Source organism: Microcoleus sp. AT9b-C3 (genome assembly GCF_036705485.1).
GTDB lineage: Bacteria > Cyanobacteriota > Cyanobacteriia > Cyanobacteriales > Microcoleaceae > Microcoleus.
Window position 1 is genome coordinate 111,304 of record NZ_JAUBUR010000006.1, and the last position, 18,643, is coordinate 129,946.

The 18,643-nt window shown below is 43.2% G+C and carries 10 protein-coding genes and 1 pseudogene; 8 read left to right on the forward strand and 3 right to left on the reverse strand.

The window, feature by feature from the left end; genetic code table 11:
- The first annotated feature begins 157 nt into the window (after window positions 1-157).
- From QUB77_RS07905 to QUB77_RS07940, 8 genes and pseudogenes are all read left to right on the forward strand, one after another.
- A complete protein-coding gene (locus QUB77_RS07905; RefSeq protein WP_333171057.1) occupies window positions 158-940 on the forward strand; it encodes an ATP-binding cassette domain-containing protein in 783 nt (260 codons plus the stop codon).
- Window positions 941-1,188: 248 nt separating this feature from the next.
- Window positions 1,189-2,679 (forward strand): MlaD family protein, encoded by a 1,491-nt coding sequence (locus QUB77_RS07910; protein ID WP_333171059.1) that lies wholly within the window; start codon window positions 1,189-1,191, stop codon window positions 2,677-2,679.
- Window positions 2,680-2,857: 178 nt separating this feature from the next.
- Window positions 2,858-3,613: pseudogene (locus QUB77_RS07915) on the forward strand (Uma2 family endonuclease).
- A gap of 70 nt (window positions 3,614-3,683) precedes the next feature.
- Window positions 3,684-4,394: a Uma2 family endonuclease gene (locus QUB77_RS07920; protein WP_333171061.1), complete on the forward strand. Its 711-nt coding sequence runs from the start codon at window positions 3,684-3,686 to the stop codon at window positions 4,392-4,394.
- A gap of 102 nt (window positions 4,395-4,496) precedes the next feature.
- On the forward strand, window positions 4,497-5,000 hold the full coding sequence (locus QUB77_RS07925) for a tetratricopeptide repeat protein (protein ID WP_333295789.1): 504 nt from the start codon (window positions 4,497-4,499) through the stop codon (window positions 4,998-5,000).
- Between the two features lie 103 nt (window positions 5,001-5,103).
- On the forward strand, window positions 5,104-8,379 hold the full coding sequence (locus tag QUB77_RS07930; RefSeq protein ID WP_333171065.1) for an FkbM family methyltransferase: 3,276 nt from the start codon (window positions 5,104-5,106) through the stop codon (window positions 8,377-8,379).
- Window positions 8,380-8,405: 26 nt separating this feature from the next.
- Window positions 8,406-13,232, forward strand: coding sequence for an FkbM family methyltransferase (locus tag QUB77_RS07935; protein ID WP_333171067.1), 4,827 nt, complete (start codon window positions 8,406-8,408; stop codon window positions 13,230-13,232).
- Window positions 13,233-13,238: 6 nt separating this feature from the next.
- The gene (locus QUB77_RS07940) at window positions 13,239-14,267 is read left to right on the forward strand and encodes an FkbM family methyltransferase (protein WP_333171069.1); all 1,029 of its coding nucleotides are present in this window, start codon (window positions 13,239-13,241) and stop codon (window positions 14,265-14,267) included.
- A gap of 5 nt (window positions 14,268-14,272) precedes the next feature.
- Here QUB77_RS07940 and QUB77_RS07945 read toward each other — a convergent pair whose 3' ends face one another.
- The 3 genes from QUB77_RS07945 to QUB77_RS07955 form a co-directional block, all read right to left on the reverse strand.
- Window positions 14,273-16,510 (reverse strand): O-linked N-acetylglucosamine transferase family protein, encoded by a 2,238-nt coding sequence (locus QUB77_RS07945; protein WP_333171072.1) that lies wholly within the window; start codon window positions 16,508-16,510, stop codon window positions 14,273-14,275.
- Between the two features lie 132 nt (window positions 16,511-16,642).
- Entirely contained in the window at window positions 16,643-17,203 is a 561-nt protein-coding gene (locus QUB77_RS07950; protein WP_333171074.1) for a type IV pilin-like G/H family protein, read from the reverse strand.
- Window positions 17,204-17,317: 114 nt separating this feature from the next.
- A complete protein-coding gene (locus QUB77_RS07955; RefSeq protein ID WP_333171076.1) occupies window positions 17,318-18,637 on the reverse strand; it encodes a methyltransferase domain-containing protein in 1,320 nt (439 codons plus the stop codon).
- Window positions 18,638-18,643: the final 6 nt, after the last annotated feature.

Here is an 18,643-nt window from a genome sequence, read left to right on the forward strand (position 1 = left end):
TAGTCTTAAGGGTATTGGAACAGCTCGATCTGACAAATTTACAATACAAGAGAGTTTTGATTCTGGCAGTCAATTTAAGTAATTAGTGATTAGTCATGAGTCATGAGTCATTAGGTAGACTGATGACTGAGGACTGACAACTTATTGATAACATGCTATGGCTGAGCCACTAATCGAACTCAAGGGGGTAAGTAAGTCCTTCGGCCAGAACCCGATCCTCGATCGAGTCGATCTGAGGATTTATCGGGGAGAGGCCCTGGCAATTATTGGCCCTTCCGGGACGGGGAAATCTACGATTCTGCGGATAATTGCGGGTTTGTTGGCCCCGGATGCCGGTGAGGTTTTTGTTCAGGGACAGCGCAGGGTCGGATGGGTGGACGACGTGGCAGATCCGATCGGAATTGGGATGGTTTTTCAGCAAGCGGCTTTGTTTGATTCGCTGACGGTGGAGGAGAATGTCGGTTTTTTACTGTACCAGCATTCTAAGCTGCCGCGCCGCCGCATTCGGGAATTGGTGGAGGAAAAGTTGGAGATGGTGGGTTTGCCACGAATTGGCGAACGCTATCCGGCGCAGTTGTCTGGGGGAATGCGAAAGCGGGTAAGTTTTGCCCGCGCTATCATGGCGAATCCTGATAATGACAGGGATAATCCAGAGGTTTTGCTGTACGACGAACCGACGGCGGGTTTAGATCCGATTGCTTCGACGGTAATTGAAGATTTAATCAGGGACTTGCAGACTGCCCAAGGTGTTTGCAGCACTTATGCGATCGTCACTCACCAAGACAGTACCATCCGCCGCACTGCCGATCGCATCGTGTTTCTCTATCGAGGCAAAGTGCAGTGGGAGGGAACTGTCAATGACATTGCATCGACAGATAATTTACTGATCCGACAATTTTTTAGCGGCAGTGTTACTGGGCCAATTCAAGCGCTTGGATAGTCAGCCAATTTTAGATTTTAGATTTTAGATTTTAGATTTTAGATTGAAATGACCAATAATTTCAAAGGTGGTACCCGCCACGTGATTTATCCGTGGAATCAATCCAAAATCGACAATCTAAAATCCTCAAGAAAGAGCATTTATCCGTGGGGTCGCCTCTAAAATCTAAAATCTAAAATCTAAAATCTAAAATCGATTGACCAATGACTAACGACTAATAACCAATGACGAATGACTGAGGAGAAAATATGCGATCGCGAACTGTAAGAGAAGGTTCTGTCGGGTTCTTAATTTTAGTAGGAATCGGTTTATTTGGCGGCTTAGTGCTCTGGCTGCGGGGCGTACAGCTAGGGAACCGCAGCTACAAATTCGCCGTAGAATTTGGCAGCGCCCAAGGAATGCAAATAGGCACGCCCATCAAATATCGTGGGGTTGCCGTCGGTAAAATTACCGCCCTCAAACCGGGTTCCAACGGCGTAGACGTGACGCTGGAGATTGCCCCCGGTACTTTAGTGATTCCCAGGGATGTTACGATCGAAGCGAATAAATCCGGTTTAATTGGCGAATCGTCGATCGACATTACCCCCAACTCGATTTTGCCAGAATCGTTACTTACCGCCAATCCCGTTAGTGCCGACTGTCCCCCAGAGATTATCTGCCAAAATTCGCGCTTAAAAGGTCAAGCAGGAGTCACTATCGACGAACTAATTAGATCCACAGTCCGCCTAGCTAATTTCTACACTGACCCCGCGCTGTTTAACAATATTAAATCTCTTGCCGAGAATACAGCCAACACAGCTAAAGGTGCAGCTCAACTCACTCAAGATTTATCGACTTTAACTAAAACTGCCCAAGCCGAAATAAAAACTTTAAATCAATCTGTAAGGGGAGACATTGGCAGCTTAAATCAATCAGTGAAAACTGAAATAGCAAGTTTAAATCAATCATTAAAGGGGGAAGCAAGCAGTTTAAATCAATCATTAAAGGGAGAAGCCAGCACCTTAAATCAATCGCTAAAGACGGAAATATCAGCAGTCGCCGCTGATGTTTCTAAAGTAGCAGCTACGGCGGACACTTCCACAAAAGCCGTATCTGCCGCTGCGATAAATTCTGCTAATTCAGTAACTCAAGCAGCCAATCAAATTACATTAACAGCCAACCAACTCAATTCTTTAGTAACAACCAACCGCGCCAGTTTAGTCTCAACTCTGAATAACATCAATCAAAGCAGTCAAGAACTGCGGGTAGCTGTCAGCAGTTTAAGTCCGACAATTAATCGAATCAACCAAGGACAATTGCTGAACAATTTAGAAGTTTTATCAGCGAATGCTGCCCAAGCTTCTGGTAATTTGCGAGATTTATCCAGCCAAGTAAACAATCCCGCCACTTTACTATTATTGCAGCAAACTCTAGATTCTGCACGAGCTACATTTCAGAACGTGCAGAAAATTACTTCCGACGTGGATGATTTGACAGGAGATCCGGCTTTCCGCAACAATATTCGCAGGTTATTCAACGGATTAGGAGGTTTGTTGGGTTCGACAGAACAACTGCGACAGCAAGTTAAAGTCACTCAAACATTAGCTCCCCTTTCTGAGAAAGTAAATGCGAGTACGCCTGCCAGAAATCAATCAGTAGAGCCTGGATTTCCCAGCTTGCAAAAACAGCCAAAATTGCCGGTTATACCTTCTAAAACTGCAAGTTCAGCAGAACCAGTGGCTCCCGAAAATACCCCTTAAAACAGGGTATCATTGAATAACCGCCGTTGCAAGATTCGCGACTTCCTTTAGTTAGTAAGGTGGCAATACGCACTTTGATTACAGCTAGTTAATAAGGTGCACCTTTCGCGATCGGCATTAAAGCTATTGTCCAAATCCTATTAACAAAAAAGTCTTTTACTCAAAACAAGGAAAACCAATGACGCAAACATTATCGAAACCGGACGAAACCAAAACCCAGTATAGTGTAACTTGGGAAAAATTGCCAGATGACTTTAAATTACCAGACGATCCTGTGGAAAACATCGACCAACCACTTTTAGCCGCCGCCCTGCGAGAAGCCTTGGATCTGGCAGGATTTATCCTAGCTTCAATGCTAATAGCTTCCAATTTTGGACTGTGTGCCAAAGTTAACGACAAAATAGTAGTAAAAGCACCAGATTGGGTGTACGTTCCCTCGGTATTGCCAGCAGAACCAGGAGAATTTCGCCGTAGTTATACGCCCAATGCTGAGGGAGAATTACCTACTGTAGTGATGGAATTTTTATCGGATGCAGACGGTAGTGAATATTCAAATAAACCGACATATCCTTACGGCAAGTGGCGGTTTTATGAGCGAATTTTGCAAGTACCGATTTATTTAATTTTTGAACCAAAATCTGGAGTATTGGAAGTGTACCGACTCTCGACACCGAGAGAATATGAATTGCAAGAACCGGATGCTAATCAACGATTCTGGATAGAATCAATGGGTTTATTTCTGGGGGTTTGGGAAGGTGAAAAATCTTAGAGAAGGGGTTATTGGTTGCGCTGGTGGGATGAGAATGGCAATTTGCTGCTGTGGGGTGCGGAACGGGTGGAACAGGAACGCCAGCGCGCCGAAGAGGAACGCCAGAAAGCCGATCGACTAATGGCATACTTGAGAAGTCAGGGTATCGATCCTGATGTGATTTGAAGGTGTGGGAGGGCGATATATCTTAATAAAAAAGTTTACAATAGAGCTACAACTCATAGGAAGCACGACCATGACAGCAGTCGTTCCCACCCTCAAATCATCTGAAATTGTCTACCCCAGTGCGGATGGAAAACCCGTGGCAGAAACCTACGACCACCTTTATGCAATTTTAAGCACTTTAGAAGTCCTAAAACAATACCTCGCCGGACAGCGCGCTACTGTTTTGGCAAACCAGTTTTTATATTATGCTGAAGGTTTCCCAAAATTGCGTACTGCACCAGATGTGATGGTAATTTATGATGTCGAACCGGGAGGTAGAGATAATTATAAAATATGGTTAGAAGGGCAAGTTCCGAAAATAGTTTTTGAGATTACGTCACCGAGTACGCAGTCGGAAGATAAAGTTACGAAAAAAGACCTGTACGAAAGTTTAGAAGTTCAGGAATATTGGTTGTTTGACCCCAAAGGACAATGGATACCGGAAAAATTGCGGGGATATCGACTGTGGGAAGATAGCTATCAATTAATTACTGACAGTCGCAGTGAAGTGTTGCAACTGCGTTTAGAAGTAGAGGGCAAACTCATCGGTTTTTATCGGGAAGATAATGGAGAAAAGTTACTGCTTCCTGATGAATTAGCCTCAGCATTAGAAGCGGAACGCCAGCGCGCGGAAGCGGAACGCCAGCGCGCAGAAGCGGAACGCCAGCGTGCTGCTGAACTCGAATCTTTGCTAGCACGTTACCGAGATCAGTTTGGCGAATTGCCTGAGGGTAACAGCTAAAAAATCAGCGGGCGATCGCGCTTCACCGAATCTCGATCGCCCGCGTGTTATTGTTACCTAAATGTCCTTGACAAATCTATGGTGTTGTGTGCTGGGCTAGAATTGGTCTCAAATTTTAAATGGCGGAGGGCGATCGTTTTGCGATCGAACTTGGGCATTCTAGAGATAGGTGCTTTGCGAGTGCCTGGAAAACAGCGATGCCAAGAGTTAACAATGGAAAGTACACAGAAAAAATCTAGTGATAGTCGGGTTCATCGGAGCGATCGAATTAAGCAGATTTTTGCGTTTGTATCGATGGTGTCGTTTGGTGGTTCTGCGATTTTTGGTATTGTGAGTCTGTTCAGCAGCGGTTTGAGCAGCGAGCACCAGCAAAAGCAGACGCCTGTGGCTGTTTCCCAGGAATCTTTGCTGGCGGCGCAAGAACGGGGCTATCAGACGGTTTTACAGCGGGAACCGCAGAATCAGACGGCTCTGGAGGGATTGGCAAATGTGCGGTTGCAGATGAATAATAAGGTGGGCGCGATCGAGCCTTTGGAGAAGTTGGTGAAGCTAAATCCTAACAGAGCTGATTATAAGGTATTGTTGGGGCAAGCGAAGGGGAAGTAGTAGGAGATAGGTCAATTTTTTTAGTAAGATCGATTGAAAATCCTTAAATTAAATGCAGATTCCTAATTAAAATACCCGACTTAGTTTCACAAAAGGATTGAATATGGGCATAGTACGCATGGGGCCACCAATAGAAATCATCTCCCAACTAAAAGCAGCTTACGGGATTAATAATTTTATTGAAACAGGAACCTATCAAGGTCATACAGCATACTGGGCAAGCCAAGTATTTGAACAAGTTTTTACAATTGAGTATTCTCAAGACATTTATCAAAAAGTTACCGAAACATACGGTCATATAAAAAACATAGAGTTTTTGTACGGTGATACCAGAAACCTTCTCGATCGTACAGTATCACAACTTCAAAGCCCAAGTTTATTCTGGCTTGACGCTCATTGGAGCGGAGGGCAAACCTATGGAGAAATCGATGAGTGTCCCTTACTCGCAGAAATCGAAATAATCAACAGCTCCGACTGCGAACACTTTATTTTTATTGATGATGCCCGCTTGTTTTTATCTCCTCCACCGCCGCCCCATTCACCTCAACACTGGCCGGATATTAGCGCAGTATTAAATTTATTGAATTCAGGAAAAAACAGCAGGCATCTTGTAATTATTGATGATGTTATTATTGCTGTTCCGGCGCAGGCCAAAAAACTAATTGTTCAGTCTTGCCAAAATTTAAACACAAGTTTAGGCAATACAGGCAGCGGGAAACAGGAACAAAATCATCAAAGCACTGGGGTGTCTGCTAATAATATTAATAACGGAGAGTCGCTCAATAACTATGAATTAAAAATTATAGAAAATTTTATTGCTTCCGGTAACGTGGTTTTCGATATTGGCGCCAACATAGGTAGCTGGACAAATCAAGTATTAAACATATGCCCCGACGTTAAAATCCATTTGTTTGAGCCCGCACCGCCGATATATCAAACACTTCTACAAAACCTGGCTGAACCGATTAAAACAGGTCAACTCGTATTAAACAACTTGGCAATAGCACACCAGCAGGAAATCAGAGAATTTTATTACTATGATAAATTTTCAGGATGGAGTACATTTCACCGCCGATTTGAAATCGAAAAACAATATAAGATTCAGTCGCCTAAGCCATTTGAAATTTTAACAGCTACCCTTGATGATTATGTCCAAACAAGAGGTATAAAGCGAATTAATTTTTTAAAAATTGATACAGAAGGCGGCGAACTAGAAGTTCTTCGCGGAGCAAGTAACCTCTTAAAAAAAGGCAAAGTAGATTATATTCAGTTTGAGTATGGCGGAACATTTGTTGATGCTAACATCACATTAAAACAAGTCTTCGAGCATTTACAAAAATTTCGTTATACAATATTTAAAATACTACCCAATGCTTTACAAGCCTTACCCGAGTTTTTACCAGAATATGAGAATTACGAGTATAGCAATTTTTTAGCGGTGAACGAGAGGTTCACAGCTTTGATTTTTAGTGAAGCACCAAATTTGCTCGATTTGCAGCAGCTTTGCGGAAAACATTCTGTTGCACCGCGCGGCATTATTCACATTGGGGCACACGAAGGCAAGGAAATTGCAAGATACCGAGAAATGGGAGTGCAAAGGGTACTGTTTGTTGAAGCCAACCCTGCTGTGTTTGAACGTTTGAAAACGAATATAGCGGGTTTTACTCACGTGCTAGCGGTGAATTGTGCAGTTAGCAACATCAACGGCAAAAGCACATTGTATGTAACTTCTATGGATCAAAGCAGTTCGATATTACCATTGAAGGAGCATCAAAACTTTTATCCAGAAATCAAGGAAGTTGAGCGTGTAGTTGTGGAGTCGAGAACTCTGGATACACTTCTAGAAGAACTTCAAATTAACCCAGCCGATTTTAATATATTAAACATTGACATTCAAGGTGCAGAGTTGTTGGCTTTGCAGGGAGCAACGAATGTTCTCAGATACATAGAAGCAATAAACACGGAAGTTAATTATGAAGAACTGTATGAAGGCTGCGCTTTAATTGACGAAATCGATGATTTTCTGGAGATGTGCGGTTTCGATCGCGTAGCAACGACAGCACCGTTCCATCCATCTTGGGGCGATGCGTTTTATGTGAAAAAGCCCGCAGTCACAATGTCCACCCTGGGTAGAAACGGGCGGTTTGCCAATCAAATATTTCAGTATGCTTTCTTGACAATATACGCAAAAGAACATAACTTGAGAGTAGAGACACCAGCCTGGATTGGTCAGGCTCTCTTTGGTTGCAAAGATCAGCCAATTTCTCAGGAGTTACCTGTAGTTAGCGAAGAAACTAATAACCTTTTAGAAGCTCGCATACCAAAAGCCAAAGAAACCTTCAAAAATGTGGATTTTTGGGGTTACTTTCAGTACCATACAAAGTATTATGCAGCGCACAAGGAGTATTTTCGGTCTCTGTTCAAACCTGTGTCGGCAATAGAAACTAAAATGAAGGAAGCCTTGGATTGCTTGCGATCGCGTGGCAAAACTATCGTCGGTTTGCATTTGCGGCGGGGAGACTACGGCTACAGCGATTTCTTCATCGCACCGAGCGAATGGTACAGAGAATGGCTAAAAGGTTTGTGGGAAACTCTGGATGAACCGATACTATTTATTGCCAGCGATGAACCGGAAAAAGTTTTAAGTGATTTTGAGGAGTATAATTCCATCACGACCAAAGATTTAGGTTTGGAGTTACCGGAAGCAGAATTTTATCCAGATTTTTATTTGTTGAGCCAGTGCGATCTCACAGCAATTTCAAATAGCTCATTTTCTTTTGCAGCTTGTATGCTCAACGAAAAAGGCAAATGTTTCTTTCGTCCGCACTTGTCGGCCCAAAAACTCATTCCTTTCGATCCGTGGAATAGCGAACCAATTTTGCGGCATGTCAACGTTATCGGTTCTACTAACGAAATTAACCCCGAATTAATAACAACTGCGAAAACAATTAATCTTGACTTGATTGAAGAAACGATCCAGAAATTAAACCTCAGAGAAGTTAATTTAATCATTTTCCCCAATTGGCATCAGCCAGAAGAGTCTCTCTCTGGCGAGTTGTCAGCAGTCATCAAAGCTGTTTTGGCTCATCGCGATCGCGATCGCATCACTCTACTGATAGACAGTAGCGAGATTGATGAAGAGGATGCTAACCTTATTTTGTGCAATGTTACCATGACTTTGCTGCTGGAAGAGGATTTAGATGTTGGTGAGGTGCCGGAAATTACCTTAATCGGACAGATGAGTGAAATACAATGGGAAATTCTCTGGCCCAGTCTTTGCGCTCGCATTGTATTAGAGCAAGAAAATAAACAAATGGCACACAGAGCAGGTAACTTACCGCATTGTAAAATAGAAAACTTCGCCAATATCAAATTATAAAAACTAAGTTTAAGCGGGTGCAACTTATGAACAATAATTTTTTTCAATCGTCGTTCAACAGGATAATTCCACCTGAGATTAAAAATGATGGATTTTATCGGGCAATTCAAAGGATTGTTCAGAACGAAGATATTAAAACTGTCTTAGAAATTGGCTCGTCATCGGGAGAAGGAAGTACAGAGGCATTGGTGACAGGGATTCGGCAAAATCCGAACGACCCAACGCTATTCTGTATAGAAATTTCACAACCTCGCTTTGCTGAACTAAAAAAGAGATATGCTAATGATGATTTTGTCAAGTGCTACAACGTCTCTACTGTTTCTTTAGAAGAATTTCCCGAGGAAGAAGAAGTTATAAACTTCTACAACAACATTAATACAGGTTTAAGAGTTTACCCACTAGAACAGGTAATAGATTGGCTGCGAGATAATATAAAATATGTTGAAGAAGCCGGGGTTGAGCAGAACGGAATCAAAAAAATAAAGCAAGAAAATAACATCGATATTTTCGATCTAGTGATAATAGACGGCTCTGAATTTACGGGACGAGGGGAGCTTGACGAAATATATGGAGCCAAGTTTATTATGCTTGACGACATCGATACGTTTAAGAACTATCAGAATCATTGCAGATTACTTTCAGATTCCAACTATGTACTGGTAGAGCAAAATCTATTTTTGCGTCACGGTTATTCGGTTTTCAAGAAGACTGAAGCAATAGAAAAAAATCGCCAAGTTTCCGATATGCCCCTACATTTTTTCACAATCGTTCTCAATGGACAACCGTTTATTCGTTACCATATCCAAGTTTTAAAAGAGTTACCTTTTCAGTGGCACTGGCATATTGTTGAGGGTGTAGCAGACTTGAAGCACGATACAGCTTGGTCTTTAAGCTCAGGGGGAAAAATTGCGGACGAAATTCACAACAACGGACGCAGTAATGACGGAACTGCTGAGTACATTGACGAACTGGCAAGACAATACCCTGAAAACATTACAGTATATCGCAAACCGGAAGGTGTTTTCTGGGAAGGAAAACGCGAAATGACGAATGCGCCATTGACAAACATTAGAGAGGAATGTTTGCTGTGGCAATTGGATGTAGATGAACTGTGGACAGCCGATCAAATTTGTACGGCGCGACAGATGTTTATCAATCATCCTGAAAAAACAGCAGCTTTCTACTGGTGCTGGTATTTTGTTGGAGAAAATCTGGTTATTAGCACTCGCAATTGTTATGCTCAGAATCCTCAACAAGATTGGTTGCGTACTTGGAGATTTAAGCCGGGAGCATTTTGGGTCGCACATGAACCCCCAATATTAGCGGAACCTAATCCTGACGGTTGGCGCGATGTGGCTAAGATCAATCCTTTTTTACACAAAGAAACTGAAGAAGCCGGGCTAATTTTTCAACATTTCGCTTACGCCACAATAGAACAGTTGCGTTTTAAAGAGGAATACTACGGTTATGCTAATGCTGTTGCTAAATGGACCCAGTTGCAGCGGCAAACTAGATTCCCGGTTTGCTTGAGTCAGTATTTTCCCTGGGTTAAAGATTTAACGGCGGTCGATACTGCAAAGGCTTGTGACATCCAGCCGATCGCGCAGAAAGAAAAAGATAGCAATACCTGGAAGTTTGTACAAGTACCTCAGCAACAAAAGTCGGCCAAGCCTCACCAGCTATTTCCCAAAATAATTGTAGACGGCGTATTTTTTCAGCGCTATAAAACTGGAATTGCTCGGGTATGGAAATCTCTCTTAGAAGAATGGGTAGAAAACGGTTTTTCCGAAAACGTAGTTGTTATTGACAGAACGGGAACAATGCCGGAAATTCCCGGTATCCAGTACCGTCCTTTGCCGGCTTACAACTATGACACAGTGGATGCCGATCGCGCAATGCTACAGCAAGTTTGTGACGAACAGAGTGCAGACTTATTTATCTCGACTTACTACACAACCCCCCTATCAACTCCCTCTGCATTCATAGCGTATGACATGATTCCAGAAGTTGAAGGAGTAAATTTAAGTACACCGATGTGGCGTGAAAAGCATTTCGGGATTCGCCACGCATCTGCATACATCGCAATTTCCGAAAATACAGCCCGTGACTTAGTAAAGTTTTTTCCAAATATTGCCTCAGATTCAGTAACTGTAGCTCATTGCGGAGTTAACAGTAAATTTTCACCAGCGAGTCCAGAGGCAGTTAATCATTTTAAAAACAAGTACGGTATCTCAAAGCCATACTTTCTTTTGATCGGACCTGGAATTGGTTATAAGAATGGAACTTTGTTTTTCCAGGCTTTTGCTCAACTTGAAAGCAGACAAGGGTTTGAAATTGTCTGTACGGGGAGTGATTTGTTATTAGATACAAAGTTTAGATCCTATACGTCAGGCTGTGCGGTACATATTGTACTGCAACTGAGCGATGAAGAGTTGATAGCTGCTTATTCGGGTGCTGTTGCACTGGTTTATCCCTCGAAGTATGAAGGTTTTGGCTTACCTGTGCTGGAAGCGATGGCTTGCGGATGTCCAGTCATTACTTGTGCAAATGCGTCTATACCTGAAGTCGCAGGAAAAGCCGCATTATATGTGAACGATACTGATGTTAGCGGACTGGCGAATGCGCTTTGCGAAGTGCAAAAGCCGGATGTTCGCAAGGCCTTAATTGCTGCAGGTCTCAAACAAGCGCAAAATTTTTCGTGGTCGAAAATGGCGAAAACGGTGAGTTGGGCTTTGATAGATGCAGCATTCTTGCCTTTAAAGCTGCGGTCAATCAATTTAATCATTTTCCCAAATTGGCTAGCATCAGAACAGACGATTTGCGAAGAATTTACACAAGTTATCAGGGCGATCGCCTTTCACCCCGATCGAATGAAGATGACATTACTTGTAGATACTGGCAACATTTCTGACGACGATGCAAATCTGATTTTATCCAGTGTCGCCATGAATCTGCTGATAGAAGAAGATTTGGACGTTACTGAGTGTGCCGAAATTTCCTTGGTAGGACAACTGGAGGAAAAACAGCGGGAAGCGCTGTTGAGTCGCATCCAGGCTAGACTTGTCTTAGAGAACGAAAATAAACAGGCGATCGCAGCAGCAAAAGCACAAAACCTTCCCTGCTGCGATCTCGCTAGCTTCAGTCGCAAGCGAGCCGTCCAATCAGAAACAGGAGATTGGCAGTTCATTTTACCAGAAAGTTTATTTCTCACAATTTCTCAAAGAGAAAATAATTTTAACGAAAAACCCCCCGCCATTTTCTACTTAGAATACCTCCAAAGAAACTGTCCGACTATCGATTTAGATACCTGGTCGCGGGTAGCTTCAATTCTTGAGAATACATCTTGGGACGAACCTGTATCAGCGACGGATTTAAACAATTTTGCTGTAGTCGCCTTGATAGAAGCAGAGCAGTGCCAGGAATCATCCCTCAAAGAAATATATATTAATACAGCTTTAGAAGCCTTAAAGAGTGCAGTAGATTTATACCATCATCCACTCTGTGCAGCTCATTTTGCCCTAGTTCTTGCCCTGACTGGAGAATCCGATGAAGCAATTAAAGAAGCTTTTCATTTTTTGGTATCCATTGGTATTCAGCAGTCTGCGGGCGGCTCACTAGAAAAAATTCCTCCAGCTCTTGTTTATCGGCCGCCGACTGGTAGTAGTTTGAAGACGTACCAAGCAGAACAGCTAATTCAAATTTTACAAGCCGAAGACGCTCGCAGTCAATCGATATTATTGTTAATTGAAGCCCTAGGTCGATCGCAGATAATTTCTTACAATGAATTCGGAATGAGGCTGCTGCACCTAACGGCTCAAGTTTTACCAGATTCGGGTTCCATAAATTTAAAAATAGGAGTATACAGTCTACTAAACGATCAATCGGAAGGAGTCATGTATTTGCACCGTGCAAAACAAATTTATTCGGATTCAGCACCCGTCCTGCAAGCTCTATACATCGCCTGTAAAGATTTAGATCAGATAGAATATGCCCAGCAATGGCTAAATTTTGCTCGACAATTGGCTCAACAGCATCCCAATTCTCTAGAGTGGAGATGGACTGAGTTAGAAGTTAACAGTCCCTTCACTTATGTGCCTTTTGAAACTCAACTTTTATTAGCAGTTGAACCGAGGTTTTACGGTTGTATAACCAGCAGCGTATTGATTGCCGAAAGAGATTGGTTTGAAAAAGAAATGGAATTTTGGCGCAGTGCGATCGCACCAGGCATGACTGTTATCGATGTGGGTGCTAATGTAGGAGTTTACACCTTTAGCGCTGCTCTCCGAGTCGGTTCCCAAGGCCGCGTGCTGGCAGTAGAGCCTTTTTCTGGCTGCGTTAGCTATTTGCAAGAAACCTGTAGAATAAATCATCTAAACTGGGTGAAAGTTTGTGCCGGTGCTGCCAGCGATCGCTCTGGAACAGTTCGCTTATCTCTTTCTCCTGCCAGTGAATTAAACAAAATCGTCACTGGCGAAGCTGTCGCAGAAATGCAGTCAGACTCTTTTGAAGAAGTCACCTGCTTTACTCTAGACAGCTTGATTGAGCAGGAAAACTTGAGCCGACTAGATTTCCTCAAAATAGATGTTGAAGGGCACGAACTGTCAGTATTGACAGGCAGCGACAGAATCTTATCTGAATTTGCTCCCGTCATCATGTATGAAAATATCGCTGCGGGGAGTAAAGACAGCAATGTACCTGTTGCTGACTACCTTAGAGGGAAAGGATATCGATTATTCCGCTATCAACCTTACCTGCAGAAACTAATTCCTGTAAACTCCGCCGAGGAGTTGCACGGAAACATGAATATCATCGCTTTACCTCCCAATCAAAGTTACCTAGTAACTCAAGAATAATCTGTTTTGGAAAAAGAAGAGGATACTTTGATTATGACATTTTTTATTGAAAGCTTAAACAAAAGTGGTCATTTAGAACAAATTCACATGACAGTTTGTAATGTTGGCTGTCGTAAATTAACAAGCCAAGATGACTATGGCAGTCAGGGATGGAATATTTTTGCACCTCGGCTGACTATCTACGGTTTTGATGCAGATGCAGATGCTTGCGAAGCCGCCAATGCTGACCTTGAATCACGACAAGTCAATTGGACTGAAAAACATATTCCTCTAGCCTTAGCAAAGTCTGTAGGTGAATCTACACTTTATGTCACACAACATCCCATGTGCAGTTCGCTTTATCCACCGAATGAACCTTACTTGGAGCGTTTTTCAGGACTACCCGAACTTGTGAACTTAGATTTTTGTATAGAACTTGAAACCACCACTTTAGATGAGTTCTGCCAGCAGGAAGGAATTGATGAAATAGATTTCCTGCAAATTGATGTTCAAGGTGCCGAACTTTTGGTATTAGAGGGTGCAGTAGAAATTTTAAAACAAAGTCTTCTAGCTGTTCAAGTTGAAGTCTCGTTTTCAAATTTATACTTAAATCAACCTTTGTTTGCAGATGTAGATATCTATCTCAGGAACCAAGGTTTTACACTATTTGACTTAACAGGTGCTCGCCGTTTCCGCAGTCATTCCCCTATTGGTTCAACACTACGCGGCGGACAATTACTGTGGGGAGATGCGTTTTACTTCCGCGATTTAATTGGAGAAGACATTAATCAAAATATGGTAACACCTGACAATATTCTTAAATTGGCTTGCATTGCCGATATTATGAATTTCCCGGACTACGCTTTAGAATTATTGGAATATCTGACTTTGCAACATGGCAATAACCCCCAATATAACTTGGCCAACAATATCATTGAGGGCCTAGCTCAATTTCCCGAGCTAGTTAAGCAGGGACTAGGTTCCCTGCCTATAGTTGCCCGAATTCGGGATTATATTAGTGATTGTGATATTGACTCGTTTGAGAGTATAGCTTAATAAGGCTAACTTTGGAGATAAATTTGCCACATCTGCTCGTATGCTTTTTCCATCTCTCGCGTAAACTGCTGGGCATTCCAAAGCGGAGAAGTTTGCCTTGACTGCCGCAGTTTCCACGAAATTTGTTGCCGCAAAGCAGCATCTTTTCCTAAGCGAATTCCCCATTCGACATATTCTTCATCAGTCCAAGAAATTCCCTCTGTTACCCCTGCATTCATCATCATAGTATAGCTGTTGCGCGCTGCAAATTGCTGCCCGACTCGCGTCACCAAGGGAATGCACATCCAAAGAGTCTCTAGAGTGGTTGTGGCTCCATTGTAAGGATAAGTATCCAGAACTACATCCGCAATACCTAAGTTAGCTCGGTGAACTTCCTCTGAAGTAACGGTTGCCAAAAATCGCAAGCGATCGCTCTCCAAACCCTCTTCTTCCGCTAGCTGGTTAAACAACTGTTTAATTGATTTTTCGTCTGCCCCCCCCTTAATTAAAAAATAACTATTTGGTACTTCCTTCAAAATCTTCAACTGTAGTCGCGCTGTGTCCTGATGGCGCTTGTAACCGCTCTGACTGCTGAGATACACAATAGCATCGTTAGGAATCTTCAACTGATCGCGGCGTAATGTTGGCACTGCCACTTCAAAACCATCGACAGCTATGTAAGTCTGGGGCAAGCGCCAGATTTTTTCACTGTAATAATCCTGTGCTGATTCCGGCAGCACGTATGGATCGGCAATATAATAGTCAATTGCAGGCACTCCTGAAGCATCCCAACCCAACCAAGTGACTTGAACGGGCGCGGGTTTCATCGCCATCACTTCACAGTTAATGTCTAGAGTAATGCTGTCGAGATCGATCAGAATATCAATCTCATCTTTATCGATTTGATCGGCAACGTTGGTACTGACAATCCCGCACCGATAGGCTTTATCAACGTGATTGACATACCATTCTTGTAAAAAGTGATCGGTATTAACATAATTGAGAAAATAAGCATGAATTTGAAAGCGATCGCGATCGTGGTGCTGAAACAGCCATCGGGCTAGCCAGCCCACAGAATGCCTTCTCAGGCAGTGAGACAAATAGCCAATCTTCAGTGGCTTAGCAGAAATCCCCCGGCTTTTTCGAGCTAACTGTCGCTGTCGGTACCCCTCTATCTGCTCCTTGCTGTTGTTTTGAACGTTGAGTTGGCATAGCTGAGCCAATTGGTTGCTAATGTTTCTAGCATTTCTTGGCTCGTCCTGAAAGTATGGGTAAAAAAAGCTAGTAACAAATAAGTCGTCAACAGTCGATAAGTTAAGCGATGTCGGCTGCTCTGCTATCAGCAACTCCTGATCTGACTTGAGCCGCTTGAGTATCGCACAAGCTTCTTCCCAGTATCCGCCTGCACTCATCAACCCCCGCAAAATCAGGTGATTCGCATAAACTTTAGCGGGTAACTCTTGTATTAATGAATAGAAAAGCTTAGCTTTCTTTATCCCCTCATCGTATTCACCCGCATTCTGATAAAAACAAGCCAAGTGGCGAACCATCTCTGGATGCTCTGAATCTAAACGCAAAACCAGTTCACCCAAGCGTATTGCTACTCTAGTTATTTTTAATATATAGCCTAGCTCGCAAGCAGTTTCTAATAGAATTCTGATATAAACTTGAGGTTCGCGGACGTGACCGAGACAAGCTTCTGCAAACTCCAGCGTTGACGGATGCGAGGGTTCGCGAGCCAAAACACTTTGCAATACTTGCATCAATAGAGCTGCCTCAACCTCAATTGCAGGCTCTACCTGTAGCAACTCGATTAAGCCAACAGAAGTCAGTTCCTCTCCTGTAAAAGTTTCAAGCCGGATGAAAAGCTCAATCAAACGCAACAAGTTGTTAACATCCGCCGGATTAATTTCCCTGATATGATGCCGAATTGCCCAAGCAACAGAGTAGTCTGACAAAACCTCCCGGCGCTCTGCTTCCATTTGCAGCACATCTAACAGTTGAGCAGTCCATTCCTCAACTTGTTCCGGTTCCCCCTCGGCCATGCCCAGCAGCCAAGTCGTTTGGGCTTCCATCTCTTGCCCCTGCAACAGCAACATCAACCCCAAGTACCAGTAGTGGGACTTAGTTTCCGGCTCCGCTGCAATTGCCTGCTCGTAGAGGTTTGCAGCCTGAGTGCAATCTCCTTGGATTAGATATTGACGGGCTTGTTGCTGCCAATCAGCTAGAACAGTCGATGAAATGTTTTCTAAAGAGATTGTCATAGTAATAGTTATTGAAGCTTTCCAGTTTTTATAAACCTCCTGAATAGCAATGGGTAGTGTAAACAACACTACCCACTTTCTTAAAAGATTCAGGTTAGGCTTGCAGGAACAATCCCTGCTTTGATGGCTTTCCTACTTCGACACTACGGTATAGTTAGTGTTGTCGCAAGCTAAGGTAGCAGCAGTAGCCGGCGTATTTGTCAATGTCGGTCCCGGAGCAGCTACACCAGCCCCAGTACTTTCGCACAATACTGCTGTGCTGCTTTTGTCAGATGCGCCTGCCGCTTGAATTAGGGCTACCCCTCCTATATACGATTTGAGCGCTGTGCTTAGACCTAACGCGACATTTCCAACCTGGGTAGTGGTTGAGTCAATAGTCGCTCCTGTTCCTATAACAGTGTATTTATAGTTCTCCGTCTGAGTTCTAATGCCCAGCCCCAGAACCTCCACGTTTGAGCCAAATTTACCTTGCTCGGCGAATGACGCTTGCTGGGCACGGTTCATAGAACCAGCGTACTGCTTAGCTTCTGATTGCTTGGCTTTGTTAGCTTGGTTCAGGAAGGAGGGCAAAGCAATAGCAGAGAGAATACCGATAATGATGATAACGACCAGCAGTTCAATCAGGGTAAAACCCTTATCCTGTCTTTTTTGATTGAGGTGTTGCAGGAATCTGGCTTTAAATTCAGTTTTCATTGGTTGTTTCTCCTAGAGGGGTGGGATGCTTGATTTCTAACTCTTGTATGTAACTTACCCAGTTACCAGCCCTTTAATATCACCCCAAACTATTTTTTTTTTCAACTCCTGGCTTTAATGCTCCAAAAGCACATACAGAAAGACTTCTAGGCTCATCAAGAGTTCCTTGATTTCATTGAAGGCTCTCTCCTGATTCACAGGTTCCAGGGTTACAAGGTCTAGGGGTCTGAGGTTGAGCCAGCGCTCCGCTAACGATCTCACAGGCTGCACGCCTTCCCACAGAGGCAGCAAGCAAGCTGCCACACTGCTCTCTATTAAAATCGGCACTAAGGTTGGCGAAGTGACATAACGGCTAATCTCGAAGGAACTCTGGTTAGTGATAGATTTAAGCAAATCTTCTTTTAACTGGGGAGTTCTGAGCTGAGGATGCAGATGCACCTTTGCCTGCTGCCAGTCAGTCACAGTCCATTCTGAAACTGGTACAAACGACTGAGCTTGGTTGGGAATACCGCACCAAAAGTCTATCAAACGATGAACTGGATGTAAAAGTTCAAACAGGTGCAGCCGTTGTTCCACAGGAATGTCTGGCAAGCTCATTGCCAGAAACGCAGGTATGTTATTTGGCTCCTTGAACAAATCCGTCAAGTCCCACAACCGCCAACTCACCATGCTAATAAATTCTAAATCAGCAGCTCTTAATGCTGAAAACACTTCAGGTACAGTATAGCCTTTATCTCCCAGCAGCAAATAGTTAGCCAGCATCCATTCTTCGTTTTTTTCGGCTGGAGAACTCCATGTTCTTGACTTAATAGCCACGTCATCTTTTAGGTCCTGTATAATTTCTTTGGCTAGCTCTATCTCCATCTCCCTAGGATTATCATCCATCAATCCCATGATTTTGAATACTTTTTGAACTGCAAAGTAAGAACTTCGCTGGAGGGAGCTGTGGAGGTTGGTGCGAATAATTCCATCCGGTTTCAAAACTGATTTCATGGCTTGCAATCCGACAACTGCGTCTGGCAAGAGATAAAGCACCTCGTCATTGTTGATATAATCAAACTGCTGGTTTAAGCTAGGCAGTTCTTCAATTGACAGAGCATGAAACTCCATATTCTCAAAGCCGTGATATTGCAAGCGCTGTCGGGCTAGCTTAACAGACTCTTCGGATAAATCGATGCCAACAATTTTGGCTCCCGGATTTGCCTCTGCCAAAATTAACGATTTGTACCCGCTGCCGCAGCCGGCATCTAAAATAACTTTTCCTTTGGTTTCTATGACTTTCTGATTTCTTATATAGTAAGCTGTTACCAAATTATGGAGATACAGAATCTGATAGTTATTCTTAGGAGATGTCTCTAGGGGAATTCTAGGATAAGGGGCATTGTCAAATTGTTGACGAATTTTCTCTATTAACTCTGATTCTTGGGTATCCATCCTGAA